Consider the following 25,796-nt stretch of genomic DNA (forward strand, 5'->3'; position numbering starts at 1 on the left):
CTGTACACCTGCTGGGGCGGCAGCAACCAGAAGTGGACCTACAACGCGGGCGCCGCGTGAGCGTCGCCGGCCCGGGGGGGGGGGGGGGGGGCGGCCCCCCCCCCCCCCCCCCCCCCCCCGCCCCCCCCCCCCCCCCCCCCCCCCCGCCGGGGGTGGTCACTTCGACAGGTAGAGGGTCTTCCAGGTGCCGGCGTACAGGCAGTTCAGGGACGGCTTGGAGCCCTTGCCCTCGGCGCAGACCTTCAGCTCGACCTGGTAGACGTCGTGGTACTCGAAGGAGAACCGCTTGGCGGAGCTGGAGGAGCAGTTACGGATGCCGCGCTCCTTGTTGGGCAGGTTGCTCCCGTCGCGGTAGGTGATGCGGAACACCGCCCAGCCGCAGGCGGAGTCCTTGCGGGTCGAGTCGGTCAGCTTGCCGGAGATCCGCACCACGTCGGCGGTCGGCAGGTCGGCGTGGTCCTCGCCGGTCGCGCTCAGCGTGCCGGTCGCCTTGGCGGCGTGCCCGGGGGCGTAGTAGGGACCCCAGGGTGCGGCCGAGGCGGCCTGGGCGGGGGAGGAGGCGAGCGCGACCAGGGCTGCGGCGGCGACACCGGTCAGGACGGCGGCGGTACGGGAGGCGGTCATCGAGGGGTTCCTTCCTCTCTGGGATGACCACACAGTGCATTGGCCCGATTTCAACCGGCTTGCGGGGCCGCTTGCAAGCTAGTTGTATTTGTACTGCCGCGTCGCGACCCGGTGGGAGCCGTTGTAGACCGACGCGCGGTACATGCTGATCGACTGGTCGCCGTGCTCGGCCTTGCCGCAGGTGTTGAGGCCGGCGAGCTGGTGGATCTCGTAGCGGGCGGTCGGGTCGCCGGCCACGAAGTACTCGGCGCGTGCCTGGTACTCGTCGGCCCTGGTGTCGCAGGCGAAGACGTACGTGTCGCGCTCGTGGAAGCACACGCTGGCCCCGCCCTTGGTGTACGAGCACAGCTTCGCCCGGCCCCGCGCGGCGGCCGGGGTGACGCCGGTGTCGCGCTTGACCGGGTATTTGGTGAGGTTGCGGACGGTCTTCCAACGGCCCACCCGGACGCGGTGGTTGCCCTCGTACACGGCGGCCCGGAACGTCACGGTCCTGCCGATCTCGCGGTTGCCCCGGATCTCGCCCTTGCCGGCCAGGTTGTGGATGACGTACTTGGTGCCCAGGTACTCGTTCAGGTGGTACTCGACGGCGGCGTGCAGCTTGTCGTTGCGGGTGTCCTCGACCCAGATGCCGGGCCGGTCGCTGCCGTCCGGGCCCACGCACACCTCGGCGCCCTTGACCCGCATGCAGGCGGGCTCGGCGACGGCGGCGGGGGTGGTGGTCAGAGCCGTGGTGGTCACGGGGGCCGGTTCCTGAACGGCGGCGGCGGCCGGGCGGGCCTCGCCCCGGGCCACGGCCCCTCCCGTGGTGAGCGCGGCGGCCGTCATCACGGCCATGGCTACGAGTTTGCGACCTGACGCCACTTCGGTCTCTCCAGTCTCATGGATCACACACCGGGCTGTGCTTGAGTGTGACGCGGAAAATGCCGGAGTGGTTCTGAAATATGCGATTTGGGCCTTCGGTAGGTTGGACGGATGGCGGACCGGCATGCGTGACGAACGGCTGCGGGAGATCGCGGCGAAGCTGGCCGAGGTGCCCGGCGTGGTGGCGGTCGCGCTCGGCGGCAGCCGGGCGCGCGGCACGCACCGGCCGGACTCCGACGTCGATCTGGGCCTGTACTACCGGGGGCCGCTCGCCGTCGGCGACCTGCGCGCCCTCGCCCGGGAGATGACCGGCGAGCCGACCGAGGTGACCGAGCCCGGCGGCTGGGGCCCGTGGGTGGACGGCGGCGGCTGGCTCACCGTCGAGGGGTGGCGGGTGGACTGGATCTACCGCGACCTCGACCGGGTGCGCCGCGTCTGGCAGGACTGCCGCGCCGGACGGTACGAGATCGGCGTCCAGCCTGGCCACCCGCTGGGCTTCTACTCCCACGCCTACGCGGGCGAGGTGGCGCTGTGCAAGGTGCTGGCCGACCCGTCCGGCGAGCTTGCGGCCCTGCGCGCCGAGACGGCCGCGTACCCGCCCGCGCTGCGCGAGGCGCTGGTCCAGGGGTTGTGGGAGGCCGGTTTCTCGCTGACGATCGCCGGATACGGCGCCGCCGGGCGCGACCCGGTGTACGCCGCCGGGGCGCTGTTCCGCGCGATCGGCGTCGCCTGCCACGCCCTGCACGCGGCCGACGGCGCCTGGCTGATCAACGAGAAGGGCATGGTCGCCGCCGCCGACCGGCTGCCCTCGGCGCCCGCCGGCTTCGGCGAGCGGGCCCAGGCGCTGCTCGCCTCCGTCGGCGGCACGCCGGAGGAGATCACCCGTACGGTGGCCGCCGCCGAACGGCTCATCGCCGACGTGCGGGCCGCCTGCGGGGTGTGATCAGGCGTTCTCCCTGGCCCTGGCGGGGGCCAGCGTGGTCAGCAGCAGCAGGAGCGCACTCTGGGCGAGCATGCCGGGCGCGAGCGGCGGGGCCGGGCCGACGGACTTGGTCAGCGCGTACCACCATTGGGTGAGGGGCGAGAGGGTCTGCCAGGTGTCGGCGTGGCGCGGGTCGAAGGCGCCCATGTCATGGTTGGCCGAGATGTGCGCGTACACGCCGTAGGCGGAGGCGAGCAGCACCACCAGTGCGATCCCGCGGACGACCTTGAGCGTGAGGGGCGAGGCGTCCAGGGCCAGCAGCACGAGCGCGGCCCCGAGCGCCAGCAGCGCCACCCAGGGGACGAACTGCTGCCAGGACTGCCAGTGGCGTTCGAAGGCCAGCTCCAGGCCGGCGCCCAGGATGCCCAGCGCGACCAGCCCGAAGAGCCCCAGGCGTACCGTGACGGCCCCGAGCCGTCCGATCTGTGTTTGCGCGTTCGTTGGAGGCACGGGCACCACGGTGTGCTCCCGGTCTCAGAGAGATCTCAGGAATACATGAACGTTCAATGAGAATCGCGGATCTTCCGCCGTTTCTGGACAAGCGTGACTTAAGGGATCATAGGGGCGTGAGCGTACTCGCGGTCGTCTCCTCGGTGCTCGCCCTCGTCCTGAACGGGCTGATGGCGGGCGTGTTCTTCGCCTTCTCCACCTCCGTCATGCCCGGCCTGGACGCCGTGGGGGAGTCCGTGGGGAAGGAGGGCGCGGCGGCCGCCATGCGCAGCATGAACAGGAAGATCCTGAACCCGGGGTTCCTGTCGACGTTCACGCTGGCGCCCGTGGCCTCGCTGCTGGCCGGCGTGTTCCTGCTGATCGGCGGGGACGGCGGGCCGGCGATGCTGGCGTTCGCGGCGGCCGTCGTCTACTTCCTGGGCTCGATCGCCGTCACGGCCGCGATCAACGTGCCGATGAACAACGCCCTGGAGGCGGGTGACCTGGCCTGGCAGGCGTACGCGCCGCGCTGGACCCGGTGGAACACGCTGCGCGGCTGGGCCTCGGCGCTGGCCGTGGCGCTGCTGGGCGTCGCCCTGTACGTCTGGGTCTGACCCGGCGTACGTCTGTCTGGGGCTGACCCGGCCGGATGCATCCCGATGGACGAGCACCGGGATGCGCATCCGCGCGACGGGATCACATGTTGATCATGTGGCCCGCGAGGCCGTGGATCGCCTCCTTGACCGCTTCGCCGAGCGTCGGGTGCGCGTGCACGTTGCGCGCGACCTCGTGCACGGTCAGGTCCCACTGCTGGGCCAGCGTGAGCTCGGGCAGCAGCTCGGTGACCTCGGGGCCGATCAGGTGGGCGCCGAGCAGCTCGCCGTGGGTGTTGTCACTGATGATCTTGACGAACCCGGCGGTGTCGCCCAGGCCGTGGGCCTTGCCGTTGGCCGTGAAGGGGAACTTGGCCACCTTGACGTCGTAGCCCAGGTCGCGGGCCTGCGCCTCGGTGTAGCCGAAGCTGGCCACCTGCGGCTGGCAGTACGTGGCCCGCGGGATCATCACGTAGTCGAGCTCCATGGTCTCGGCGTCGCCGATGGTCTCGGCGGCGATGATGCCCATCGACTCGGCGGCGTGGGCCAGCATGAGCTTGGCGGTGACGTCGCCGATGGCGAAGATGTGGGGCACGTTCGTGCGGCAGCGGCCGTCGACGGCGATCGCGCCGCGCTCGGTGAGCTGCACGCCGGTCTTCTCCAGGCCGTAGCCGTCGACGCGCGGCTGGAAGCCGATGGCCTGCATGACCTTGTCGGCCTCGAGCACCTGGGTCTGGCCGTCGCGGGTGACGGTGACCTTGACCGAGCCGCCGGTGTCCTCGATGCCGTCGACGCGGGTCGAGGTCAGCACCTCGATGCCGAGCCGCTTGTAGCGCTTGGCCAGCTCGGCCGAGACCTCTTCGTCCTCCAGCGGCACGACCCGGTCGAGGAACTCCACGATCGTGACCTTGACGCCGTAGTTGTGCAGCACGTACGCGAACTCCACGCCGATCGCGCCCGCGCCCGCGATGATGATGCTGCGCGGCAGGTTCTCGGTGAGGATCTGCTCCTCGTACGTCACCACCCGCTCCGACAACTGCGTGCCCGGGATCAGTCTGGTGGTGGCCCCGGCCGCGATGATGCAGTGGTCGAACGTGATCGTCTCATCGTTGACCTGCAGGGTGTTGGCGTCGAGGAAGGTGCCGCGCCCGTCGTACTCGGTGATGGCGTTCTTCTTCATCAGGTAGTGAACGCCCTTGACCCGGCCGTCGGCCACCTTGCGGCTGCGCTGGAAGGCAGCGCCGTAGTCGAAGCTCACCTCGCCGCTGATGCCGAACGTCTTGGCCTCGTTGTGGAAGATGTGGGCCAGCTCGGCGTTGCGCAGCAGCGCCTTGGACGGGATGCAGCCCACGTTCAGGCAGACGCCACCCCAGTACTTCTCCTCGACGACCGCGGTACGCAGCCCGAGCTGGGCGGCGCGGACGGCGGCCGTGTATCCTCCCGGACCCGCGCCGAGAACGACGACGTCATAGTGAGTGCTCATGACTCGGACCATACCGCCCACCCCAGGCCACCCTTGACGCTAGACCTCCACCTTGTACGGCAGCGTCAGCTCGTCGGCCGGAACGCCCCGAATTCCCCAGTTCACCTTGGGCATCTCAATGATCGTGATCTCCACATCCTCAGGGTCGTATCCCGACTTTTCGTAGATCGACCGGATCAGCGCGCGCTTCGCGTCGTCGCTGCGTCCCGTGAAGCACACGACCTCGATGATCAGGTAGTTCGCGCTGCGCCCCGGGCATACGAAGTCGTCGGCCTCCAGCAGCAGGAACCGGTGGAACCGCTTCTCCTCGGGCACGCCCCACGCGCTGACCAGGCACGACTGCAGCAAGTCGGAGATCTCCCGCTGCCGTCCGGCCCACACGTCACGACGCCCGTAAACCTTCACCTGTGCCATGTCGGCAATATAGAGGGCGTGATCCGCGTACTCCTCGCCGACGACGAGGCCATGATCCGGGCCGGGGTCAAGGCGATCCTCGACTCCGACCCGTCCCTGGAGGTGGTCGCCGAGGCAGGCGACGGCAGACAGGCCGTCGACCTGGCCATCGGCCACCGTCCCGACGTCGCGCTGCTCGACATCCGCATGCCGCGCCTCGACGGCCTGGCCGCCGCGGCCGAGCTGCGCCGCGTCGCGCCCGCCACGGCCGTGGTGATGTTGACCACGTTCGGCGAGGACGACTACATCGCCAGGGCGCTGGAGGTGGGGGCCGCCGGGTTCCTGCTCAAGTCCGGCGACCCGCGCGAGCTGATCGCCGGCATCCACGCGGTCGCCGACGGCGCGGCGTACCTGTCGCCCAAGGTGGCCCAGCGCGTGATCGCCCAGCTCGCCGGCGGCCGGATGGTCCGCGAGGCCGAGGCCCGCGACCGCGTCGGCGTGCTCACCGACCGCGAGCGGGAGGTCCTCGCGCTGCTCGGCGCGGGCCTGTCGAACGCGGAGATCGCCAAGCGGCTGCACATCGTGGAGGGCACCGTGAAGGCGTACGTGAGCACGATCCTGACCCGGCTCGACGTGCGCAACCGCGTCCAGGCCGCGATCATCGCCCACGAGGCGGGATTGGTAGCCTGACCCGTGATGTATCGCCTCGTGTTCACGCAGGTCTTGCGGCGTTTCGACGCCGAGGCCGTGCACCGTCTCACCGTCAAGGGCCTGGCCGTGCTCGCCCGGCTGCCCCTGCTCAAGCGGCTGCTCCACCGAGCGTTCGCCCCGCACGACCCGGTCCTGCGGGTGACCGCGTTCGGCGTGCACTTCCCCGGCCCGTTCGGCCTGGCCGCCGGGTTCGACAAGGACGCGGCCTGCGCCGAGGCGATCGCCGCGCTCGGCTTCGGCCACGTCGAGGTCGGCACCATCACCGCGCACGCCCAGCCCGGCAACCCGCAACCGCGCCTGTTCCGGCTGGTGGGGGAGCGAGCGGTGATCAACCGGATGGGCTTCAACAACTCCGGCGCCCGGGCCGCCGCCCGGCGGCTGCGCCGTACGCGCGGGGTGCCGGTCGTGGTCGGGGTGAACATCGGCAAGACCAAGGTGGTGCCGGAGTCCGAGGCGGTGGCCGACTACGTGACCGGCGCCAGGGAGCTGGCCCCGCTGGCCGACTACCTGGTGGTCAACGTCAGCTCGCCCAACACGCCCGGCCTGCGCAACCTCCAGGCCGTCGAGCTGCTGCGCCCGCTGCTGGTCGCGGTCAAGGAGGTCGCCGACGCGACGCCGCGCCGTACGCCGCTGCTGGTGAAGATCGCCCCCGACCTGGCCGACGAAGACGTAGACGCGGTCGCCGACCTGGCCGTGGAGCTGGGCCTGGACGGCATCATCGCGACCAACACCACCATCAGGCACGGCGGCGAGACCGGCGGCCTGTCCGGGCGTCCGCTCAAGGGGCGCTCGCTGGAGGTGCTGCGCCGGCTGCGCGCCAAGGTCGGCGACCGTCTCACGCTGGTCTCCGTGGGCGGCGTCGAGGACGTCGACGACGTCTGGGAGCGCCTGCTGGCCGGGGCCACCCTGGTCCAGGGGTACACCGGCTGGATCTACGGCGGCCCGCTGTGGGCCGCCCGCATCCACCGGCAGCTCGCCCGCCGGGTCCGCCGCCACGGCCTGTCCTCCGTCACCGAGGCGATCGGCCGCACCGCCTAGGGCCCCTATCGTGGAATCGTGATCAATGCCGAGGTGAAGCTCACCGACGACGTCGTCATGCGCCCCGTCGCCAGGTCCGACGCGCGGGCGCTGGCCGACGCCTACCGCCGCAACCGCGACTTCCTGCGCCCCTGGGAGCCCCGCAGGCCGGCCGACTTCTTCACCCCCGCGGGCCAGGCCGCACGCCTCGAACGACTGGCCGAGGACCGTGCGGCCGGCTTCGTGATGCCGTGGGTGCTCACGGACGGCGACCGCGTCGTGGGCAGGATGAACCTGAACAGCATCATCCGCGGCGCCGCCCAGAGCGCGTCGCTGGGCTACTGGGTGGACGCCGCCTACAACGGGCGGGGGCTGGCCACCAAGGCGGTGCTGGAGGCGTGCCGGGCCGCCGACGAGGACCTGAGCCTGCACCGGGTGGAGGCCGGCACGCTGCTGCACAACAAGGCCTCGCAGGCGGTCCTGCGCAAGGCGGGCTTCGAGGAGTACGGCATGGCCCCACGCGCCGTCAGCATCGACGGCGCGTGGCAGGACCACGTGCTGTTCCAGCGCATACTCAACGACCGCCCCGCGCCCATGTGACCGACGGTCAGACGCTCGGCCGGGTCGACTCCGCGTCGTGCGTCATGGCGTCGATGCGCTCCATCACCTCGTTCACCTTCACGCCGCTCGGCCGGTGCGGACGCCGCCGCTGCCACGGGTGCGGGCCCGCCGCCGGCCGGTACTCCACGCCGATGGCGTCGAGCCGCCGCAGGTGACTCTCCAGCCGTCCGGCGAACCCGTCGCCGTCCGAGCCGGCCCAGGCCACCTCCGCCAGCGCGCACGACCGCGGCCAGAGCCGGTAGTCGACGGTCCGGGGGTCGGGCACCCGCTCGGTCCAGAGCTGGGCCTGCACGCCCATGACGCGCGCCCGCTCCTCGTCCGTCCAGTCGGCGGGGGCCGGGTCGAACGCGGCCACGTCGGCCACCGTGGTGGTGTCGCCGATGGCCATCGGCTCGTCGGCGGAGGCCGCCTCGGCGTAGTCGAAGTAGAGCGGGAACACCGGGGTGGCGACCACGTCGTGGCCCGCCGCGGCGGCCCGCCGCCCGACGCCCATGCCGCGCCACGGCATGACGACGGTGTCCTGGCGCAGCCCGCCGCTGACGAACGCCTCGTCCCACACCACGGCCCGCGCGCCGCGCTCGGCCAGGGCGTCGGCCAGCGCGCGCAGGAACCACGCCTGCAGGTCGGGCACCGTGGACAGCCCCAGCGACTCGCGGTAGGCCGTGATCTGCGCCGACTGCGCCCAGTGGTCGAGCACGACCTCGTCCCCGCCGATGTGGAAGAAGGGCACCTCGCCCAGCGCGCCGATGATCTCGTCGAAGATCGTGATCAGGAACTCGACGGTGGGCGGCAGCGGCGACAGGATCGCCGGCGAGATGCCCCACCGGTCGAGCACGTCGTAGGGCTCGCCGGTGGCGCCGAGCGCCGGGTAGGCGGCCAGGATCGCCGAGGCGTGCCCCGGCACGTCGATCTCGGGCACCACCGTGACGAACCTGGATCGCGCGTACGCGCCGATCTCGGCCAGGTCCTCCAGCGTGTAGTAGCCGCCGTGCGGGATGTCGTCGTACGCCTCCGGCTCCCGGTAGTAGTTGACGGCCGTGCGCGGCCGGTGCGAGGAGACCTCGTGGAGCAGCGGGTACGCCCGGCTCTCCACCCGCCAGCCCTGGTCGTCGACCAGGTGGAGGTGCAGCCGGTTCAGCTTGTGCACGGCCATCAGGTCGATCAGCCGGAGCACCTCCCGCTTGGGGGAGAAATGCCGGGCCACGTCGAGGTGCAGCCCCCGCCAGGCGAACCGCGGCGCGTCCTCGATCCGCACCCCGGGCACCGGCCACGACGCGCCCTCGGCGAACCGGTAGGAGGCGTCCGGCAGCAACTGGTGCAACGACTGCGCGGCGTAGAACGCGCCCGCCGCCCCGCCGGCGACGATCTCGATCCCCCGCGACCCGGTGGTCAGCCGGTAGGCCTCCGCGCCGAGCGCGGGATCCTGGCGTACCTCGATCTCGCCCGAGTCTCCCGGGCGCAGGTCGAGGAGGGGCAGCGCGCGACGTACCGCGTCCGCGTACGGACCGGCGACGGTCGCGCCCGAGGTCAGCTCGAAGGAGCCGGAAAGATCACTGAGCAGCTTGGGGCGAGGAATCATGCTTCGAGATAGTGCTGCATCCCGTTCGCGAGTGCCAAGGCGATCCGCTGCCTGAACTTCGGGTCCTGGAACTTGGCCGCGTCGACGGCGTTGCGCATGTTGCCGCACTCGACGAGGACCTTCGGCACGGTCGAGAGGTTGAGCCCGCCGATGTCGTTGCGGAAGTTCAGCGCCTTGGCGCCGACGTAGTTGGAGTAGGGGATGCCGGTGCCCTTGAGGTAGGCGTCGCGTACGTCGATCCCCAGCTTGGTCGAGGCGCCCACGACCTTGTCGACCGGCCCGTTGATCTTCTTCGGGAGGATCACGTGGAATCCCCGGTGCGAGGGGTTGTCCGAGCCGTCGCCGTGGACCGAGATCGCGGCGTCGGCACGGGCCTTGTTGCCGATCGCGGCCCGCTTGTCGATGCACGGGCCGACGCCGTCGTTGCTCGACCTGGTCAGCTTGACGGTCGCGCCGCGCTGCTCAAGGATCTTCGCCATGCGGTTGGAGACGTCCCAGGTGAAGGCGGCCTCGCTGTAACCGCTCTTCGTGGCCGTGCCGGTCGTGTCGCATTCCTTCATCTTGGTCAGCACGTTGACCTTGCGGTTGATCTCGGCCGGATGGCGGTAATTGGCGCCGTTGTGCCCGGGGTCGATGACGATGACCTTGCCGGCGAGCGGTTTGGCGCCGGGCGGTGCCTGCTTCGCCGTTGCCGTCTCCGTCGGCCCGTCCTGGACGGACGCCTTGCCGGTCTCCTGGACGGTGGAGGGGGCCTGACCTGCCGCGGCGCCACCAGGCTCGGTGCCGCCGCACGCGGAGGCGATCAGGCCGCAGACGGCGAGGACGGTGGCTGGTAGAGCACGCATGAGCTCCAACTTACGTGAAGCCACGCGTTCAGGCCCGTATCAACAGCAATCCTGCGAGTCGGTCCGCGACCCCGCCGAAGTGCCGGACCGGGACCGCTGCGACGGTCCGCCTGGCGGTTTCGCCGTCCGCTTCACCACACGTGCTCGCCAACCTCCTGCCGTTCGAGCAGGGCGGCCAGCTCCCGCGCGTCCTCGGCGTCGAGGCCGAGGACGACGCGGGGGCGGCCCCACGGATGGTCGAGGGAATGCGCCACGTAGCTGGCGACGGACTCGGCGCCGACGTCGGTGCCCCGCCCCCTGCCCGCCCGCCAGTGCCCCCAGGCGCGTTCGAGCTCGGCCGCCGCGCGCTGGGCGCAGGACACCAGTTCTGGATCACGCATGACTGTCCCCCGGATCAGATCGTGACCGAACCAGATTCGGCCACAATTAGCATGACCCTGACGAGTAAACCGCCGTCCGGCGACGCTGCCGTACGGCTTGACCCAGGCTTTGGGCGGGCTTGCTGACGAGAGACCTGCGCATTGGCCCGCCGTGCCATTGCGGCGCCGGTAAAGGCCCGCAACGGCAGCGCAACCGGCAGATATCCCCTCAGGCGGGTCCCGTGCTGCGGCGCACGATCAGCTCGGGTTGGATCTCGCGCAGCCGGGCGCCCTTGGCCGGCTCGCCTATCCTGTCGCTCAGCAGCGCGGCCGCCGACCTGCCCATGGCACGGCGCGGCTGGTCGACCGAGGTGAGCGAGATGTGCCGTGAGGCCGACAGGTGGGTGTTGTCGTAGCCGACCACGGACAGGTCGTCCGGCACCCGCAGCCCCAGCTCGGCCGCGGCGGCCAGCACGCCCAGCGCCACCACGTCGTTGGCCGCGAACACGGCCGTCGGCCGCGGGTCGCGGGTCAGCAGGGCGATCGCCGCCTCGCGGCCGCCCTCCTCGGTCGCGTCCGCCGCCTCGACCATGATGTACGGGGCCAGCGAATGCCTGCGCATCGCCACGAGGTAACCCTCGCAGCGCGAGGACCGGGGGCCCTCGATGTGCGCGATCCGCTTGTGCCCCAGGTTCACCAGGTGGTCGATGGCCAGCCGGGCGCCGAGCCGGTCGTCGTCGACCACGATGTCGACGCCGTCCAGCTCGATGTCACGTTCCCCTACGACGACGGTCGGGGTGTAGGCGGTGGCCTCGATCAGCGTCTCGCTGGTCGGCGCGATGCCTAAGAGCACCAGCCCGTCGACCCGGAGCTCCAGGAAGGCCTCGACGGCCTCGTCCTCGAACGCCGGGTCCCACTGGCTGTTCCCGATCAGCATGCGCAGCCCGTCGCCGTGCAGGCTCTCCTGCAGGCCGTCGAGGAACTCGGCGTAGAACGGGTTGTGCAGGTCGGCGACGAGCGCCCCGACCAGATGTGTACGTCCTTCCACCAGGCTGCGCGCGACGGCGTTCGGCCGGTAGCCGAGCTCGCGCGCCGCCTGGAGCACTGCCTGCCGCCGATGCTCGCTCACGTGCGGGGATCCGCGCAGCACGAGTGAGACCAGCGACTTCGAGACGCCGGCTCGCTCGGCGACGTTGCGGATGGTGGGTCGTGGCCGAGGCAATGGCTCTACCTCGCGGAGCTCGGCGATGGTTGAAGTGTTGACGGGCGGTCCTGACATGTGTCTCCCCCGCGATGCGGATATGGGCACCTGTCTCACCAAACGATCGAGTAAGCCGCAGGGTACGGCTTCGGGTTAGGGAAGCCTGATATTGACCCATTCGCCACACGTCCGCTATTGGGCATGCCGTCGGATACTGTGCAGGTGTGACACCCGGGAAGTCAGCCGAGACGGCACGCCCCGCACGCCGAAGGCTGAGCGTGGACCGCCGTCGCGAGGAGCTCATGGCGGCCGCGCTGGAGCTGTTCAGCACCCGTGACGCCGAGGACGTCTCGATCGACGACGTCGCCTCCGCGGCAGGCGCCTCGCGGGCGCTGGTCTACCACTACTTCGGCGGCAAGCAGGAGCTCTACGTGGCCGCGCTGAGGAGCGCGGCCGAGCAGCTGGAGTCGCGGTTGCGCCCGGCCGAGGGCGGCAGGCCGCTCGACGAGCTGGCCGCGGGCCTCGGGCGTTACTTCGACTTCGTCGAGGAGCACGCCGCCGGCTTCGCCGCGCTGCTGCGCGGGGGGCCCGCCAACCGGGCGGGCGAGGTCGGGGAGATCGTCGACGGCGTGCGCCGGAGGCTGTTCCGCCTCATCCAGAAGCAGATGCGCGTCGAGGAGCCGAGCCCGGTGCTGCGCACCACGCTGCGCTCGTGGATCGCCTCCGTGGAGACGGCCGGCCTCGACTGGCTGGAGCACCGCGACGTCGAGCGGCCGATCCTGGAGAAGATGCTCGTCGACCACATGGTGGCCCTGCTCGGCGTGGCCGCCGCCTACGACGGCGAGGTCGGGGAGCTGCTCGACGTGCTCACCGGCGAGCAACTGCGGTAGCGGGGGAAGAGTGGCGCCGGGCGGGCGACGCCAACTTCCCCGTGCGACGTCACGTCGGTGGACCGGGCAAGCGTACCTGGTCCACCCTCAACCCCCCTGAGGTTCGTGACGACCCTTGCGACTACTCGGAACGCTGCTGCGGAATGCCCGCGAGCAGTGCGCGAACCTCGGTCTCCCGGTAACGCCGATGACCGCCGAGGGTACGAATCGACGTCAACTTGCCCGCCTTGGCCCACCGCGTAACGGTCTTGGGGTCGACCCTGAACATGGTCGCGACCTCAGCGGGCGTGAGCAGTGGCTCGGCCTCGGGTGTACGAGCTGACATTTGTGCGGCCTCTCCTCCGTGTGGACCGGCTTAGCGATCCTGTGACTGCCTTTGCGCGTGTCACGGATGTCCCCCTATGGCGCAGAGCGTGCGGCTTTTCTGAGCCATATGCGGCATCACCCGATGTGACCATACCGCCACGCAGAGCGATTGGCGAGCCCTTCTTTGACCCAACTGCCCGCCCCCATGGCGATGTCACGCTCGGTGATTCTAGCGACACGGTTCGTGGTATCGCAGTGAAAACGGCAAACTACTCAGTTCGCAGAAGAGAGCAGCCGCGAGACGTGACCTACTCATGCAGGTCAGACGGTTGTTTTGGGAATCAGTTGGCGGATTCCAGCTGTTGCATTGACTTCCACCGAAGGATGACGCGCTGGTACATGGCATAGGCAAGTTCTTCTTGACCCGTGTCCAGACCGGTCAAAGCGGCCGAAAGCTCAGCAACCGACTGGTCGGCCTGGAGGGCGTCGTCGTTCATCAGGTGGACCAGGCCGCCGTAGTCGAGCTCGACCAGCGAGTGCGGGTGGAACTCCTCCAGCCAGCGCGCGATGTCCTCCACGTCGAAGTTGGACGACGCGTCGCCGAGGTGCCGGCGCATCACGTTGAGGGCGCGGGCCGCTCGCCTCCTGGCCTGCGCCATGGAGGTGACGTAGATGAGGTTACGGCCCGTAGTGGTCGTCACGTCCTGTCCCGGGGTGGAGGAGCCGAGCACCAGCCAGCGCTCGTTCCCATCAAACGGCACGAACCACGATGGCGGCACATGCCACGCCGTGGTGCGAATGTGCGTACGCAAGGCGGACGAACCGGCCCGGCGCTTGAACCGGTCGAAGTCGTCGGCCGTCTGCTCGGCGATGGCCTTGGGCACGAGCCGGTCCATCAGCTTCACGGGAGTGGCGCCACGAAGCCTTGAGAAGGCCAGCCACGACCGCAGACGGGTCTGCCAGGGACATACGTACAAACGGTCCTCAACGCGCCGCAGATAGGCATTGGGGCTCTCCTGGGCGGGAACGGGCTGAGGGGGCATGCCGAGCAGGCGCATGACCGACTCGCTGTGCTCCGCGTTGAGCGCGTTCGCCCGGCGCGGACGGTCGCGTGAGTCGGCGTAGTCGGTCCACAGCTTGCGCTCGGACTCGGCGAACGCGGTCAGTGGCTCATAGACGCGGAGGTAGGCGGCATAGGGCAGCACGGAGGCATCGTGTCACGAAGAGCACCTGCGCGCACCGTCGGGCTCACTAGTCTGAGAGTGACCTCCGCCGCGAAGGAGCGGTGGACCGGACAGGGAGTCACTACCGTGACCGACGTCTTCGGCACGTCCCACAAGGACGTCCACGAGCAGGTCGTCTTCTGCGCCGACGAGCAGAGCGGCCTGCGTGCGATCATCGCCGTCCACAGCACGGCCCTCGGGCCCGCGCTCGGCGGCACCAGGTTCTATCCGTACGAGAACGAGCAGGCGGCCCTGGCCGACGTGCTCAACCTGGCCAAGGGCATGTCCTACAAGAACGCCCTGGCCGGCCTCGACCTCGGCGGCGGCAAGGCCGTCATCATCGGCGACCCGGCCAAGGTCAAGAGCGAGGCGCTGCTGCGCGCCTACGGCAGGTTCGTCGAGTCGCTCGGCGGGCGCTACATCACCGCCTGCGACGTCGGCACCTTCAGCGAGGACATGGACGTCGTCGCCCGCGAGTCCCGCCACGTCACCGGCCGCACCCTGGCCCACGGCGGCGCCGGCGACTCCTCGGTGCTGACCTCGTTCGGCGTCTTCCAGGGCATGCGCGCCTCGGCCGAACGGGTCTTCGGCACGCCGTCGCTGCACGGCAGGCGGGTCGGTGTCGAGGGGGTCGGGAAGGTGGGCCACCGCCTGGTCGACCTCCTGCGCGAGGACGGCGCCGAGGTCGTGATCTGCGACGTCGACCCACGGGCCGTCGAGCGGGTGCGCCAGCGGCATCCGGAGGTCGAGGTGGTCGCCGACGCCCAGGCGCTCACCACGTCCGACATCGACGTCTTCGCGCCCTGTGCGCTGGGCGGCGCGCTCGACGACGCCACGGTGGCCGGTCTGCGGGCGAAGATCGTCTGCGGCGCGGCCAACAACCAGCTCGCGCATCCCGGCGTCGAGAAGCAGCTGGCCGACCGCGGGATCCTGTACGCGCCCGACTACGTGGTCAACTCCGGCGGCGTCATCCAGGTCGCCGACGAGATCGAGGGCTTCAGCATGGACCGGGCCAGGGCGAAGGCGGCCCAGATCTACGACACGACTCTGAAGATCTTCGGGATCGCGGCGGACGAGGGCGTTCCGCCGGCTGTGGCAGCGGATAGGCTAGCTGAGCGCAGAATGTCGGAAGTCGGGCGTATTAGGGCCATTTGGCTGGGCCACTGACGCCCCACGCCCATACGACGTACCGAGCTGGGCACAAAACAGGTACGGTAATAGGCGAACGATAGGCTGACGTCCAAAGTCAGGCGGCGTCAGTGTGTGGTGCGTTAGCGACGAGGGGTCGGGGACGACCCCACACGAGGGGGTCGAGCCAATGGGGCGCGGCCGAGCAAAGGCCAAGCAGGTCAAGGTTGCTCGCCAGCTGAAGTACAACAGCGGTGGCACGGATCTTGACCGTCTGCGCGACGAACTCGGGGTCGGAGACTCCAGCAATGACGACGCCGACGACCTCAACGATGAGCTGGCGGATCGCTATGCCGATTACGCCGATGACTACGGCTCCGGGGACGACGAAGACGGCCGTCCCGGTCGCCGATAGCCGTTCTTCAGAGTGACGTGGCCGAGGATCCGGCATGTGCCGGATCCTCGTTCATGAGCGTCGGGCCCCACGGGCAACCGTGGGGCTTTCGTCACGCTTGCGTGCGGTCGAGAAAGCCCGCGACCAGCGGCGCGATCTCAGGGAGCCTGTCCTCCAGCGCGAAGTGCCCGGTGTCGAGCACGTGCAGCTCGGCGTCCGGCAGGTCCCGCAGGTAGGCGTGCGCGCCCGGCTCCGGGAAGAAGGCGTCGTTGCGGCCCCACACGATCAGCGTGGGCGGCCGGTGGCGGCGCAGCCATGCCTGCCAGTCGGCGTAGAGCGCGAGGTTGGAGCGGTAGTCGAGCGCGAGCGCGAGCTGGGCTTCCCGGCGTCCGGGCAGGTCCAGGAAGTGCTGGTCGAGGGTCCATCCGTCGGGTGCGACCGCTGAGACGTCCGACGCGCCGCCCTCGTACTGGCCGCGCGTGACGGGCAGGGTGAACAGGTCGCCCAGGCTCTCCGCGGGCGCGTGGATGGTGGTGCGCGCCAGGTCCGACAGGCCCTCGTCGTAGGCGTTGGCGTTCTGGACGATCAGGCCGGCGATCCATTCGGGGTGCCGGGTGGCCAGGCGGAAGCCGACGGGGCCGCCGAAGTCGAAGGCGTACCAGACGAAGCGGTCGAGCCCGATCTTCTGCACGAAACCCTCGACCACGTCGGCCAGGCGGTCGAAGGAGTAGACGAAGTCGCCGGGGGCCTCGGTGTGGCCGAAGCCGGGATAGTCCGGCGCGATCAGGCGGTGGCGCGCGCCCAGGGCGTCCATCAGGCGTCTGTACTGGTGGGAGGCCGAGGGAAAGCCGTGCAGCAGGAGCACGGGGATGCCGTCGCGCGGGCCCGCCTCCCGGTAGAACACCTGCACGCCTTCCACGTCCACGAAACCGTGGCGGATCTCCGGGATCTCCATGCCTAATGCCTTTCTCGCGCAATGATGCGTTAGTTATAGCGAGCAGGCTTCTAACGCGTCAAGTGGGGGATGTAGCATTAGAACCCATGGAGTTCCTGATCGGTGAGCCGCTCGCGCTGGACCTGGTGAACACCCGGGCCCAGGACTTCGACGTCCTCGACACGCCCGAGGTGTTCGGGAACTGGCTCGATCGTCAGGCGGGCCGGCTGACCTCCGTCGGGGGGCCGTACACGGCGGACGACCTGGGCGTGGTCCGGGAGTTGCGGGCGCATGTGGCGGCGGCGGTCGACGCCGTGCGCCGGGGCGAGAGACCGCCCGGCGAGGCGGTCGGGGCGATCAACGACGCGATGCGCGCCGCGCCCGCGTACGGGCAGCTGGACGTCACGGACGGCGGGCTCACCAAGGGCGCGCGCAGGGACGGCGACCGGCTCGCCCGCCTGCTCGCGCAGCTCGCCGAGGCCGCGGCCGACCTGCTCACCGATCCGGCGGCGAGCCGGATCCGGGCCTGCGAGGGGCCCCGGTGCCGCATGATCTTCCTGCCCGCCCATCCGCGGCGGCGCTGGTGCTCACCGGAGCTGTGCGGCAACCGCGTGCGCGTCGCCCGCCACTACCAGCGGCACAAGACTGGCTGAACGGGGGCCGGGTCGAGCCGGCCCCCGTCGGGTCAGCGGTAGCGGGCCTGGCCCGACCCCTGGACGATCTCGCCCAGCACCCACGCGTGCAGACCGCGCTCGGCGAGCAGCCGGATCGCCTCGTCGGCCGAGCCGGGCGCCACCACGGCCGCCATGCCCACGCCGAGGTTGAACGTACGGTCCATGTCCTTCTGAGCGATCCGCCCGTGCCCGGCGAGGACGCCGAAGATCGCCGGCGGGGTCCAGGACGACCGGTCGAGCAGCGCGTCGAGGTGGCCGGGCAGCGACCGCGACAGGTTGGCCTCCAGGCCGCCGCCCGTGATGTGCGCGTAGGCGTGCACCTCGGTCGTGCGGGCCAGGTGGAGGCAGTCGAGCGAGTAGACGCGGGTCGGCTCCAGCAGCTCCTCGCCCAGCGGACGGCCCAGCTCGGGCAGCACCGCGTCGAGCGACAGCGACGCCTCGCGCAGCACGTGCCGAACCAGCGAGTAGCCGTTGGAGTGGATGCCGGAGGAGGCCAGCCCGAGGACCACGTCGCCCTCGCGGATCCGGTCGGGGCCCAGCATGGCGTCGGCCTCGACCACGCCGGTGCCGGCTCCGGCCAGGTCGTACTCGTCGGGGCCCATGGCGCCCGGGTGCTCGGCGGTCTCGCCGCCGACCAGCGCCGCGCCGGCCAGCCGGCAGCCCTCGGCCACGCCGCCGACGATCTCGGCGACGCGCTCGGGCACGACCTTGCCGACGGCGATGTAGTCGGTCATGAACAGCGGCTCGGCCCCGCAGACCACCAGGTCGTCGAGGACCATGCCGACCAGGTCGATGCCGATCGTGTCGTGCTTGCCGTAGCGCTGGGCGATCATGACCTTCGTGCCCACGCCGTCGGTGGAGGAGGCGAGCAGCGGACGCCGGTAGCGCAGCAGCGCCGAGGCGTCGAAGAGCCCGGCGAAGCCGCTGGCGTCGTCGACCACCTCCGGCCGGCGGGCCCGCGCCACCTTGTCCTTCATCAGGGTGACGGCGCGCTCGCCCGCCTCGATGTCGACGCCGGCGGCCTCGTAGGTACTCACGCTTTGCTCTCCAACACGAACTTGCCCACGTTGTCCTGGTCGATGGGGATCGGGTACGAGCCGTCGAAGCAGGCCCGGCAGAGCCGCTCGGCGGGGATGGTGGTGGCCTTGGTCAGGCCCTCCAGGGAGATGTACCCCAGCGAGTCGGCGCCCAGCGAGGCCCGGATCTCCTCGACCGACAGCGAGCCGGCGATCAGCTCGGCGCGGGTCGCGAAGTCGATGCCGTAGAAGCACGGCCAGGCCACGGGCGGCGAGGAGATGCGGACGTGCACCTCGCGCGCCCCCGCCTCGCGCAGCATCTTCACGATGGCGCGCTGGGTGTTGCCGCGCACGATCGAGTCGTCGACGACCACCAGGCGCTTGCCCGCGACGACCTCGCGCAACGGGTTGAGCTTGAGCCGGATGCCGAGCTGGCGGATGGTCTGCGAGGGCTGGATGAACGTGCGGCCCACGTAGGAGTTCTTCACCAGGCCCTGGCCGTAGGGGATGCCGCTCTCCTCGGCGTAGCCGACGGCGGCAGGGGTGCCGGACTCGGGCGTGGGGATGACCAGGTCGGCCTCGACCGGGTGCTCGCGGGCCAGCACGCGGCCGACCTCGACCCGGGTGACCTGCACGCCGCGGCCCGCGATCGTGGTGTCGGGACGGGCGAGGTAGACGTACTCGAACAGGCAGCCCTTGGGGTCGGGCAGGGCGAACCGGCGGGACCGGACGCCGTCCTCGTCGATGGTGAGCAGCTCGCCGGGCTCGACCTCGCGGACGAACGTGGCGCCCACGATGTCGAGGGCCGCCGTCTCGGAGGCCACCACCCAGCCGCGCTCCAGGCGGCCCAGGACCAGCGGGCGGATGCCCTGCGGGTCGCGGGCCGCGTAGAGCGTCTTCTCGTCCATGAACACCAGCGAGTACGCGCCCTTGACCTGCGGCAGCAGCTCGGCCGCCGAGTCTTCGATGGAACGCGTGCGATCCTGGGCGAGCAGCGAGGCCAGGACCTCGGTGTCGGTGGTCGCCCGGGTGGAGCCGGGAGCCAGGCGCTCGGCCAGCTCCGGCGTGTTGATCAGGTTGCCGTTGTGCGCGAGCGCGAGCCCGCCGACCTCGGTGGAGCTGAGGGTCGGCTGCGCGTTCTCCCACACGCTCGAACCGGTGGTGGAGTAACGGCAGTGGCCGATGGCCAGGTGGCCGCGGAGGGTGCCCAGCACCGACTCGTCGAAGACCTGGGCCACCAGGCCCATGTCCTTGTAGACGAGGATGCGGCTGCCCTCGCTGACCGCGATGCCCGCGGACTCCTGGCCGCGGTGCTGCAACGCGTACAGCCCGTAGTAGGTGAGTTTGGAAACTTCCTCGCCTGGCGCCCAGACGCCGAAGACGCCACAGGCGTCTTTGGGTGCGCGGTCGTGGGGGTCCAGGTCATGGCCGAGCCGGCCGTCGCCCTTCAGCACATGCCTCAGTTTAGGTTGCGGGCTTCCGTGCTCGCACACCCGGGTGCTCCATCAACCGGCGTGGGACGATCTGCCGGCGTTGGATCCGTCGCGGACGAACTCTCCGGTGACGTTGCGGTTCGCCGCCGATCCGAGGAAATGGATCAGCGCCGCCATGTCGTCGGCGGTCGAGAGCCGGCGGCTCGGCGTGCGGGCCGCGACGCGGTCGAGGGCCTCCTGGGTGACCGGGCGCTCGGCCTCGGTGATCGTGAGCCCGGCCACGGCCACGTTGACCAGCACGCCGTCCCTGCCGGCCTCCCAGGCCAGGGCGCGGGCCATGCCGTGCAGGGCCATCTTGGCGGTGCCGTACGGGCCGGGGCCCGGCTGGCCCTCCTCGGCGGCGCCCGAGGAGACGAAGACGATCCGGCCGAAGCCGTTCCGCCGCATCCCGGGCAGGAGGGCCTGGACGAGCAGGGCGTTGCCGACGACGTTCGCGTGCAGGGCGGCCGTCCATTCGGCGGCGGGCACGTCCTCGAAGCTCATGCTGTTGGGCATGATCGTGCCCCAGCGGACGGCGTTGAGCACGAGGGCGTCCACCGGGCCCGCCTGGGCGGCGGCGGGCGCGATGGTGGCGTGGTCCTCCAGGTCCAGGTGGACGGCCGCCGCCTGGCCGCCCGCCTCCTCGATGCGCTTGACGACCTCGGCGGCGCGGCCGGGGCCGGTGTTGTAGGTGATCGTGACCCGCGCGCCGGCCCTGGCGTAGGCGAGCGCGGTGGCGGCGCCGATGCCGGAGGAGCCGCCGGTGATGAACGCGTGCATGGGGATGCCTCTCTTGATTAGCCGACTAATTAGCCAGCTAAGTCGCTTTTGGCCGCTGGAGGCAAGGGGGTTTCGCTCTCGGTGAAGAGGGTTACTGGGGGATGGCGCGGACGAGGCGGGACAGCAGGGCGCGTTCGGTGTCGTCCAGGCCGTGCTGGAGTTCTTCGTCGGTCCTGGCCCAGATCTCCTCGACCGGCTCGCGCAGCGCCCTGCCCGCCTCCGTCAGGTGCACGCGGCCCACCCGCGGGCGGTCGGGGTCGGGGGAGCGCTGGACGAAGCCCGCGCGTTCCAGGCGCTGGAGGGTCTTGGTGACGGTCGGCGGCTCCACGCCCAGCCGGGCGATCAGCTCGCCCTGGGTGAGGCCGTCCTGCCGCCACAGCTGGTTGAGCAGCAGCTCCTGGCCCGTGTGCAGGCCCAGTGGCGCCAGGGCGGCGGCCATCCGGTTGCGGTGGGTCTTCATGACCATGATCAGGGCGTACGTCAGGGTCTCGTCCAGCATGCACTCATCTTGCCCGCCGCCTGCCGCTTTGGCGCATGGTGACCCAAGGATGGCGCCCGTCTTACCGTGTCGTGCGCTTTAGCCGATGCCCTCCGCGAAAAGGTGAAGTATCCGGCATGCAGACCCGTCGGGAGACGCAGACGTGACCACACCTGGGGACCCCAACGAACCCCGCGAGGGGCAGGACCCGCAGCACCCCGAAGGCCACCCCCGCGAGGGCCGGCCCGAATCCGCGCCGCCGCAGCACACGCCCGAATGGTGGCGGGAGGGGACGGCCGAGGAGGATCGGCCGGCGCCTGAGGAGGATCGGCCTGCGCCTGAGGAGGAGCCGCCGGAGATCGGGCCGTACGAGGGCGGGCCGACGAGCAACGAGTGGCGTCCGAGCGAGTGGGCCGTCGGCGGCCCGCCCGGCGCCGGGCCGACCGGCGGCGCGGGCACCCCGGAGGGCTGGACCGCCCCCGACCACGAACACGCCCCTGGACACGAGCACGCCCCTGGACGCGAACACGCTCCTGGACACGAGCACGCCTCTGCTCACGAGCACGCCTCTGCTCACGAGCACGCCTCTGCTCACGAGCACGCCTCTGGTCACGAGCACGCCCCTGGACGCGAGCACGCCTCTGGTCACGAGCACGGCGCTGGTCATGCGGACACTCCGCAGGGCGCGGCGTCCGGCGAAGGCGCCGGTCCCGTAGAGGGAGGCCGGTCGGGCGGCGGGCGGCACGAGGGTGGGCGGTCCGAGGGTGAAGGAGCTGGGGGGCAGCCCGGGGGTGGGCGGTGGGCGGATGAGTGGCCGTTCGAGGAGGAGCGGGAGGGCGAGGAGCCGATCGCGCCCGTGCCGCCCGTGGTGCCACCGCCGCCACCTGACGTGCCGCCGTCGCACGAGCCCAGGCCCGGGGGCCGTCCCGACCATCCCGACCTGCCCACCTCGCCCGAGACGCCGGGACCGGCCGAGGGCGGCGCCGGCAGGACGCGGTGGTCCGGCGGGGACGCCGAGGAGACGCAGGTCTATCCGGTGCCCGGCGGCACCCCGGCCTATCCCGGCTGGGGCACGCAACCGGACGAGGAGCCGAGCCGCCCCGCGCCCTCCCGGTACGAATACGGCGACGTGCCCACCTTCGAGCCCCCGCCCACCGGCACCCACGCGGCCAGGGGCCCCGAGGAGCCGGGCGGCGCTGAGGGCGCTGAGGGGGCTGAAGGGGCCGGGGGCATCGCAGGCGCGCCGGACTTCCGGAGCCCGCCGGGCGAGGGCGCACCGGGCCAGGCCGGCACCCCCGCGCCAGGAGGTGCAGGAGGCCCTGGCGGCGCCGTAGGCCCAGGAGGTGCGGAAGGCCCAGGAGGTGCTGAAGGCCGTGGCGGCGCCGTAGGCCCGGGAGGTGCGGAAGGCCGTGGCGGTGCCGTAGGCCCGGGTGCCACAGCCGGCGCGGGAGGCGTGACGCCGACCCCCGGAGGCGCGGGTGTGCCCCCAGGAGGGCCTGGCGCCCCTTACGGGGGCGAAGGAGCTTACGGCGGGCCGGGGGCGCCGTACGGGGGCGAGGGAGCCTACGGCGGCCCCTCAGCGCCCGGCGGCGGGGAGGGGGCTTATGGGGGGCCGGGATCCGGTGGCGAAGGGCCCCATGGGGGGCCGGGGTCTGGTGGCGGCGAGGGGGCCTATGGGGGGCCGGCGGCCGGGGGGTCCTATGAGGGGGCTCCGGGGGCGTACGAGGCCGGGGGCCGGGACGCGTCCGTTCCCGGTACCACCCCCTCCAGCCCCTACGGCGGCCCGCCCGGTTACGGCCCGCCGCCGGGAGCCCCCGCCTACGGCCAGTACGGCCCCTACGGCGCCCAGCCGACCGCGCCGCCGGGCAGCGGCCTGGCCACCGCCTCGCTGGTGCTGGGCGTGGCGAGCCCGTTCCTGGTGTTCGTCTGCTTCACCGGCGTGCTCACGGCGATCCTGTCGATCGTCTTCGGCTGTGTGGCGCTCGCCAAGCGCGTGGGCAGGGGCCGGGCCATCGCCGGGATCGTGATCAGCGCATTGTCGCTGGTGTTGTTCGCGATCGTCGCGATCTGGTTCTGGAAGGTGGTCCAGGAGTGCGGCCAGCTTCCCGGCCAGCTCGCCGACCAGTGCTTCGAGAGCAGGTTCCCCTGGATGGGCAAGGGCCGCTAGAGCGGCAGGTGGGCTGACAGGTCGGCGCGGGAGCCGCTCGCCGCGACCGAGCCCCTGGCCATGGCCTCGTCCCAGGTCAGCCGGCCGAGCGCGAGCTCCAGCCAGGTGCGGGCGTCGGTCTCCACCACGTTCGGCGGCGTGCCGCGGGTGTGGCGGGGGCCGGGGACGGCCTGGACGGCCGCGTAGGGCGGCACGCGCACCTCGACCGTGCGGCCGGGAGCCGCGGCGGCCAGCTTCTCCAGCAGGTGGCGCACCGCCTGCCTGGCCGCGTCGCGCTCGGGGGCGAGCCCGCGGTCGTAGGCGGTCAGCACCGCGGCGACCAGGGCGTCGGGCAGGGCCGAGGCGGGGCCGTCGTAGGGCGGTTCGTCGAGGGCGACGAGCTGGCCGTCGAGGGCCGCGCGCAGTTTCTCCGGGTCCATCTTGCGTGGTGGCACGGGTCCATTGTCTCGCGGCAAGCGTTCATCGGGGCGGAGGTCGTCGTTCACCCCGGGTTTCGTTGACGACCGTAACGTCCCCGCCGTACAACCGCGCACATATCTGGAGGACCTGTGGCGAACCCTGAGGCGGGGCGGCTGCTGCCGCTGCTTTCCACCCCGCACAAAGGTGGCCGATCCGCTCTGACCTGTCAGTTCCGTTGCGGGAACGCGTGCGCGCACGACGTGGCCAACACGACGGGCAACGCCTACTTCGGCGACGTGGTGAAGGAGGCGCTGACGCGCCGCGGCGTGCTGCGCGCGGGCGCGCTCGGCGCGCTGGTGGCGGGCGTGGGCGTGGCGGGCGCGGTCCCGGCGCTCGCCGACGAGCCGGCGGCCGAGACCGCCGCCGCGCCGGTCGGGGTGGGCGGGCGCGGCCCGGGTGAGATCGCCTTCACCCCGGTGCCGCCGAACAAGGACGACGCGCTGCGCATCCCCGACGGCTACACCTCCTCCGTGGTCGTGCGCTGGGGCGACCCGGTGCTGCACGACGCGCCGGCCTTCGACTTCGACCACCAGACGGCCGACGCCCAGAACAAGCAGTTCGGCTACAACTGCGACTACGTGACGTTCTTCCCGATGGGCCAGAACCGCGGCCTGCTGTGGGTGAACCACGAGTACACCGACGAGAACCTGATGTTCCGCGGGTACACGGGCGGCGCGGCCGCGACCGAGGAGCAGATCAAGATCGCGCTGGCCGCGCACGGCGGCTCGGTCGTGGAGATCGAGCGGGCGCACGGCACCGGCGAGTGGAGGCTCACCACCAAGGGCCGCCGCCGCTACAACCGGCGCGTCACCGCGCAGACGCCGATGCGCTTCTCCGGCCCCGCCGCCGGTCACGCCCTGCTCAGGACGGCCGCCGACCCCAAGGGCCTGGCGCCGGTCGGCATGCTGAACAACTGCTCGGGCGGTTCCACCCCGTGGGGCACGGTCCTGACCGCCGAGGAGAACTTCGACCAGTACTTCGTCAACGGCGACAAGGTCCCCGAGGCGCAGCGGCCGTACATCTCGCGTTACACGATCACGACGGGCACCCCGGCGAGCAGCCGCCGCTTCGACCGGGTCGAGGAGCGCTTCGACCTGGCCAAGCACCCGAACGAGGCCAACAGGTTCGGGTGGATCGTGGAGATCGACCCGTTCGACCCCGACTCCACGCCGATCAAGCGCACCGCGCTCGGCAGGTTCAAGCACGAGGCCGCCAACACCACCCTGGCCGCGGACGGTCGTCTGGTCGTCTACATGGGTGACGACTCGCGCTTCGAGTACATCTACAAGTTCGTCTCCAAGGACCGGTACATCCCGGGCTTCGACCGTCACAACCGCACCCTGCTGGACGAGGGCACCCTGTACGTCGCCAAGTTCACCGGCGACAGCCCGGCCGCCGAGATCGACGGCTCCGGCAAGCTGCCCTCCGACGGGCTGTTCGACGGCTCGGGCCGGTGGATCCCGCTGGTGTCGGGCGACAAGTCGTACGTGGACGGCATGACCGCCGCCGAGGTGCTGGTCTACACCCGTACCGCGGCCGACAAGGTCGGCGCGACCAAGATGGACCGTCCGGAGGACATGGAGCGCAACCCGGTCACCGGCGGCGTCTACGTGGCCCTGACCAACAACTCCAACCGCACCGCCGCCCAGGTGGACGAGGCCAACCCGCGCCCGTCCAACAAGCACGGTCACATCCTGGAGGTGGCCGAGCGGCGCAACGACGCGGGCGAGACCACCTTCGCCTGGTCGCTCCCGCTCGTCTGCGGCGACCCGAACGACCCCGCGACCTACTTCGCCGGCTTCGACAAGACCAAGGTCTCGCCGATCTCGTGCCCGGACAACGTGACGTTCGACGCCGACGGCAACCTGTGGATCTCCACCGACGGCAACCAGCTCGGCAGCAACGACGGCCTGTTCGTCATGCCGGTGCGCGGCTCCGACCGCGGCCACCTGCGCCAGTTCCTCACGGTCCCGCTCGGCGCCGAGACCTGCGGCCCGCTGGTCACCGCGGACCAGAAGAGCGTGTTCGTGGCCGTGCAGCACCCGGGCGAGATCGACGGCGCGACCCCGGAGAACCCGGCCAGCCGCTGGCCCGACGGCGACCAGCCGCGCCCGTCGGTGGCGGTGGTCTGGCACGGCGGGGGCAAGAAGATCGGCAGCTGATCCCCGGTAAAACCA

Annotated in this window: 28 protein-coding genes; 11 read left to right on the top strand and 17 right to left on the bottom strand. The window is 71.3% G+C overall.

The annotated features are described in order from the left end of the window. Positions 1 to 156: 156 nt before the first annotated feature. The gene (locus ACIBQ6_RS48830) at positions 157 to 624 is read right to left on the bottom strand and encodes a hypothetical protein (RefSeq protein ID WP_397219384.1); all 468 of its coding nucleotides are present in this window, start codon (positions 622 to 624) and stop codon (positions 157 to 159) included. A gap of 78 nt (positions 625 to 702) precedes the next feature. Then, positions 703 to 1,458 carry a hypothetical protein gene (locus ACIBQ6_RS48835; RefSeq protein ID WP_397219385.1) on the bottom strand — a complete coding sequence of 252 codons (756 nt, stop codon included), beginning with the start codon at positions 1,456 to 1,458 and terminating at the stop codon, positions 703 to 705. Between the two features lie 151 nt (positions 1,459 to 1,609). Here ACIBQ6_RS48835 and ACIBQ6_RS48840 point away from each other — a divergent pair, with 151 nt between their 5' ends. Then, the gene (locus tag ACIBQ6_RS48840) at positions 1,610 to 2,428 is read left to right on the top strand and encodes a nucleotidyltransferase family protein (RefSeq protein ID WP_397219387.1); all 819 of its coding nucleotides are present in this window, start codon (positions 1,610 to 1,612) and stop codon (positions 2,426 to 2,428) included. Here ACIBQ6_RS48840 and ACIBQ6_RS48845 read toward each other — a convergent pair whose 3' ends face one another. After that, positions 2,429 to 2,917, bottom strand: a complete 489-nt coding sequence (locus tag ACIBQ6_RS48845; protein ID WP_397166622.1) for a hypothetical protein — start codon at positions 2,915 to 2,917, stop codon at positions 2,429 to 2,431. A 116-nt stretch (positions 2,918 to 3,033) separates the two neighbouring features. Here ACIBQ6_RS48845 and ACIBQ6_RS48850 point away from each other — a divergent pair, with 116 nt between their 5' ends. Next, positions 3,034 to 3,510, top strand: coding sequence for an anthrone oxygenase family protein (locus ACIBQ6_RS48850; RefSeq protein ID WP_358301931.1), 477 nt, complete (start codon positions 3,034 to 3,036; stop codon positions 3,508 to 3,510). Between the two features lie 82 nt (positions 3,511 to 3,592). Here the strand turns inward: ACIBQ6_RS48850 and lpdA are convergent, their stop codons facing one another. Continuing rightward, positions 3,593 to 4,972, bottom strand: coding sequence for a dihydrolipoyl dehydrogenase (gene lpdA / locus ACIBQ6_RS48855; RefSeq protein WP_357708034.1), 1,380 nt, complete (start codon positions 4,970 to 4,972; stop codon positions 3,593 to 3,595). 39 nt (positions 4,973 to 5,011) lie between these two features. After that, positions 5,012 to 5,386: a tautomerase family protein gene (locus ACIBQ6_RS48860; RefSeq protein WP_397219388.1), complete on the bottom strand. Its 375-nt coding sequence runs from the start codon at positions 5,384 to 5,386 to the stop codon at positions 5,012 to 5,014. An 18-nt stretch (positions 5,387 to 5,404) separates the two neighbouring features. On the opposite strand from ACIBQ6_RS48860, the gene ACIBQ6_RS48865 reads away from it, so the two are divergent. The 3 genes from ACIBQ6_RS48865 to ACIBQ6_RS48875 are packed head-to-tail and all read left to right on the top strand — an operon-like array spanning position 5,405 to position 7,693. Beyond that, positions 5,405 to 6,055 (top strand): response regulator transcription factor, encoded by a 651-nt coding sequence (locus ACIBQ6_RS48865; protein WP_358301937.1) that lies wholly within the window; start codon positions 5,405 to 5,407, stop codon positions 6,053 to 6,055. Between the two features lie 6 nt (positions 6,056 to 6,061). After that, a complete protein-coding gene (locus ACIBQ6_RS48870; RefSeq protein WP_358301940.1) occupies positions 6,062 to 7,114 on the top strand; it encodes a quinone-dependent dihydroorotate dehydrogenase in 1,053 nt (350 codons plus the stop codon). Positions 7,115 to 7,132: 18 nt separating this feature from the next. Further along, the gene (locus ACIBQ6_RS48875; protein ID WP_358301943.1) at positions 7,133 to 7,693 is read left to right on the top strand and encodes a GNAT family N-acetyltransferase; all 561 of its coding nucleotides are present in this window, start codon (positions 7,133 to 7,135) and stop codon (positions 7,691 to 7,693) included. A gap of 7 nt (positions 7,694 to 7,700) precedes the next feature. On the opposite strand, the gene ACIBQ6_RS48880 is transcribed toward ACIBQ6_RS48875, so the two are convergent. The 4 genes from ACIBQ6_RS48880 to ACIBQ6_RS48895 all read right to left on the bottom strand — a co-directional run bounded on the left by ACIBQ6_RS48880 (position 7,701) and on the right by ACIBQ6_RS48895 (position 11,719). Then, entirely contained in the window at positions 7,701 to 9,293 is a 1,593-nt protein-coding gene (locus tag ACIBQ6_RS48880) for a beta-N-acetylhexosaminidase (protein ID WP_358301946.1), read from the bottom strand. Then, positions 9,290 to 10,138, bottom strand: a complete 849-nt coding sequence (locus tag ACIBQ6_RS48885; protein ID WP_397166630.1) for an N-acetylmuramoyl-L-alanine amidase — start codon at positions 10,136 to 10,138, stop codon at positions 9,290 to 9,292. Before ACIBQ6_RS48885 ends, ACIBQ6_RS48880 begins: the two co-directional genes overlap by 4 nt. A gap of 131 nt (positions 10,139 to 10,269) precedes the next feature. Then, positions 10,270 to 10,518, bottom strand: a complete 249-nt coding sequence (locus ACIBQ6_RS48890) for a hypothetical protein (RefSeq protein ID WP_125645653.1) — start codon at positions 10,516 to 10,518, stop codon at positions 10,270 to 10,272. Positions 10,519 to 10,726: 208 nt separating this feature from the next. Further along, positions 10,727 to 11,719, bottom strand: coding sequence for a LacI family DNA-binding transcriptional regulator (locus tag ACIBQ6_RS48895; protein ID WP_358301952.1), 993 nt, complete (start codon positions 11,717 to 11,719; stop codon positions 10,727 to 10,729). 257 nt (positions 11,720 to 11,976) lie between these two features. Between ACIBQ6_RS48895 and ACIBQ6_RS48900 the strand changes: the two genes are divergently transcribed. Next, positions 11,977 to 12,588, top strand: coding sequence for a TetR/AcrR family transcriptional regulator (locus tag ACIBQ6_RS48900; RefSeq protein ID WP_397219391.1), 612 nt, complete (start codon positions 11,977 to 11,979; stop codon positions 12,586 to 12,588). A gap of 121 nt (positions 12,589 to 12,709) precedes the next feature. Here the strand turns inward: ACIBQ6_RS48900 and bldC are convergent, their stop codons facing one another. Beyond that, positions 12,710 to 12,913, bottom strand: a complete 204-nt coding sequence (bldC, locus tag ACIBQ6_RS48905; RefSeq protein ID WP_013133571.1) for a developmental transcriptional regulator BldC — start codon at positions 12,911 to 12,913, stop codon at positions 12,710 to 12,712. A gap of 322 nt (positions 12,914 to 13,235) precedes the next feature. Continuing rightward, on the bottom strand, positions 13,236 to 14,099 hold the full coding sequence (locus ACIBQ6_RS48910) for a hypothetical protein (RefSeq protein WP_358301957.1): 864 nt from the start codon (positions 14,097 to 14,099) through the stop codon (positions 13,236 to 13,238). A gap of 105 nt (positions 14,100 to 14,204) precedes the next feature. Here ACIBQ6_RS48910 and ACIBQ6_RS48915 point away from each other — a divergent pair, with 105 nt between their 5' ends. Together ACIBQ6_RS48915 and ACIBQ6_RS48920 are read left to right on the top strand one after the other, a co-directional pair. Beyond that, entirely contained in the window at positions 14,205 to 15,284 is a 1,080-nt protein-coding gene (locus ACIBQ6_RS48915) for a Glu/Leu/Phe/Val dehydrogenase dimerization domain-containing protein (protein ID WP_352320458.1), read from the top strand. A gap of 151 nt (positions 15,285 to 15,435) precedes the next feature. Beyond that, positions 15,436 to 15,660: a DUF3073 domain-containing protein gene (locus tag ACIBQ6_RS48920; RefSeq protein ID WP_358301959.1), complete on the top strand. Its 225-nt coding sequence runs from the start codon at positions 15,436 to 15,438 to the stop codon at positions 15,658 to 15,660. Positions 15,661 to 15,751: 91 nt separating this feature from the next. Here the strand turns inward: ACIBQ6_RS48920 and ACIBQ6_RS48925 are convergent, their stop codons facing one another. Then, positions 15,752 to 16,594, bottom strand: coding sequence for an alpha/beta fold hydrolase (locus ACIBQ6_RS48925; RefSeq protein WP_397219392.1), 843 nt, complete (start codon positions 16,592 to 16,594; stop codon positions 15,752 to 15,754). Positions 16,595 to 16,680: 86 nt separating this feature from the next. Between ACIBQ6_RS48925 and ACIBQ6_RS48930 the strand changes: the two genes are divergently transcribed. Further along, positions 16,681 to 17,226 carry a CGNR zinc finger domain-containing protein gene (locus ACIBQ6_RS48930; RefSeq protein ID WP_397219394.1) on the top strand — a complete coding sequence of 182 codons (546 nt, stop codon included), beginning with the start codon at positions 16,681 to 16,683 and terminating at the stop codon, positions 17,224 to 17,226. Between the two features lie 32 nt (positions 17,227 to 17,258). On the opposite strand, the gene purM is transcribed toward ACIBQ6_RS48930, so the two are convergent. The 4 genes from purM to ACIBQ6_RS48950 form a co-directional block, all read right to left on the bottom strand. After that, a complete protein-coding gene (gene purM / locus ACIBQ6_RS48935; protein WP_397219395.1) occupies positions 17,259 to 18,284 on the bottom strand; it encodes a phosphoribosylformylglycinamidine cyclo-ligase in 1,026 nt (341 codons plus the stop codon). Next, the gene (gene purF, locus ACIBQ6_RS48940) at positions 18,281 to 19,717 is read right to left on the bottom strand and encodes an amidophosphoribosyltransferase (protein WP_358301971.1); all 1,437 of its coding nucleotides are present in this window, start codon (positions 19,715 to 19,717) and stop codon (positions 18,281 to 18,283) included. Before purF ends, purM begins: the two co-directional genes overlap by 4 nt. Positions 19,718 to 19,768: 51 nt before the next feature. Beyond that, positions 19,769 to 20,515: an SDR family NAD(P)-dependent oxidoreductase gene (locus ACIBQ6_RS48945; RefSeq protein WP_358301974.1), complete on the bottom strand. Its 747-nt coding sequence runs from the start codon at positions 20,513 to 20,515 to the stop codon at positions 19,769 to 19,771. 91 nt (positions 20,516 to 20,606) lie between these two features. Beyond that, positions 20,607 to 21,014: a MarR family transcriptional regulator gene (locus ACIBQ6_RS48950; protein ID WP_358301977.1), complete on the bottom strand. Its 408-nt coding sequence runs from the start codon at positions 21,012 to 21,014 to the stop codon at positions 20,607 to 20,609. A 1,879-nt stretch (positions 21,015 to 22,893) separates the two neighbouring features. Between ACIBQ6_RS48950 and ACIBQ6_RS48955 the strand changes: the two genes are divergently transcribed. Beyond that, on the top strand, positions 22,894 to 23,160 hold the full coding sequence (locus tag ACIBQ6_RS48955; RefSeq protein WP_358301980.1) for a DUF4190 domain-containing protein: 267 nt from the start codon (positions 22,894 to 22,896) through the stop codon (positions 23,158 to 23,160). Here the strand turns inward: ACIBQ6_RS48955 and ACIBQ6_RS48960 are convergent. Then, entirely contained in the window at positions 23,157 to 23,579 is a 423-nt protein-coding gene (locus ACIBQ6_RS48960) for a sterol carrier family protein (RefSeq protein ID WP_352361113.1), read from the bottom strand. The two genes, ACIBQ6_RS48955 and ACIBQ6_RS48960, sit on opposite strands and share 4 nt — an antisense overlap. A 129-nt stretch (positions 23,580 to 23,708) precedes the next feature. Here ACIBQ6_RS48960 and ACIBQ6_RS48965 point away from each other — a divergent pair, with 129 nt between their 5' ends. Next, positions 23,709 to 25,781 carry a PhoX family protein gene (locus tag ACIBQ6_RS48965; protein ID WP_397219397.1) on the top strand — a complete coding sequence of 691 codons (2,073 nt, stop codon included), beginning with the start codon at positions 23,709 to 23,711 and terminating at the stop codon, positions 25,779 to 25,781. The last annotated feature ends 15 nt before the right edge of the window (positions 25,782 to 25,796 follow it).

Source organism: Nonomuraea sp. NPDC049655 (assembly GCF_044465465.1).
Classification (GTDB): Bacteria; Actinomycetota; Actinomycetes; order Streptosporangiales; family Streptosporangiaceae; genus Nonomuraea.

Excerpts from the sequence above, each read along its gene's own strand:
- ACIBQ6_RS48930 (WP_397219394.1), top strand. The coding sequence starts at position 16,681 with ATGGAGTTCCTGATCGGTGAGCCGCTCGCGCTGGACCTGGTGAACACC.
- ACIBQ6_RS48860 (WP_397219388.1), bottom strand. The coding sequence starts at position 5,386 with ATGGCACAGGTGAAGGTTTACGGGCGTCGTGACGTGTGGGCCGGACGG.
- ACIBQ6_RS48950 (WP_358301977.1), bottom strand. The coding sequence starts at position 21,014 with ATGCTGGACGAGACCCTGACGTACGCCCTGATCATGGTCATGAAGACC.
- ACIBQ6_RS48925 (WP_397219392.1), bottom strand. The coding sequence starts at position 16,594 with ATGGAGATCCCGGAGATCCGCCACGGTTTCGTGGACGTGGAAGGCGTG.
- ACIBQ6_RS48920 (WP_358301959.1), top strand. The coding sequence starts at position 15,436 with ATGGGGCGCGGCCGAGCAAAGGCCAAGCAGGTCAAGGTTGCTCGCCAG.
- ACIBQ6_RS48880 (WP_358301946.1), bottom strand. The coding sequence starts at position 9,293 with ATGATTCCTCGCCCCAAGCTGCTCAGTGATCTTTCCGGCTCCTTCGAG.
- ACIBQ6_RS48840 (WP_397219387.1), top strand. The coding sequence starts at position 1,610 with ATGCGTGACGAACGGCTGCGGGAGATCGCGGCGAAGCTGGCCGAGGTG.
- bldC (WP_013133571.1), bottom strand. The coding sequence starts at position 12,913 with ATGTCAGCTCGTACACCCGAGGCCGAGCCACTGCTCACGCCCGCTGAG.
- ACIBQ6_RS48870 (WP_358301940.1), top strand. The coding sequence starts at position 6,062 with ATGTATCGCCTCGTGTTCACGCAGGTCTTGCGGCGTTTCGACGCCGAG.
- ACIBQ6_RS48945 (WP_358301974.1), bottom strand. The coding sequence starts at position 20,515 with ATGCACGCGTTCATCACCGGCGGCTCCTCCGGCATCGGCGCCGCCACC.
- ACIBQ6_RS48890 (WP_125645653.1), bottom strand. The coding sequence starts at position 10,518 with ATGCGTGATCCAGAACTGGTGTCCTGCGCCCAGCGCGCGGCGGCCGAG.
- ACIBQ6_RS48885 (WP_397166630.1), bottom strand. The coding sequence starts at position 10,138 with ATGCGTGCTCTACCAGCCACCGTCCTCGCCGTCTGCGGCCTGATCGCC.
- ACIBQ6_RS48830 (WP_397219384.1), bottom strand. The coding sequence starts at position 624 with ATGACCGCCTCCCGTACCGCCGCCGTCCTGACCGGTGTCGCCGCCGCA.
- ACIBQ6_RS48835 (WP_397219385.1), bottom strand. The coding sequence starts at position 1,458 with ATGGCCGTGATGACGGCCGCCGCGCTCACCACGGGAGGGGCCGTGGCC.
- ACIBQ6_RS48960 (WP_352361113.1), bottom strand. The coding sequence starts at position 23,579 with ATGGACCCGGAGAAACTGCGCGCGGCCCTCGACGGCCAGCTCGTCGCC.
- lpdA (WP_357708034.1), bottom strand. The coding sequence starts at position 4,972 with ATGAGCACTCACTATGACGTCGTCGTTCTCGGCGCGGGTCCGGGAGGA.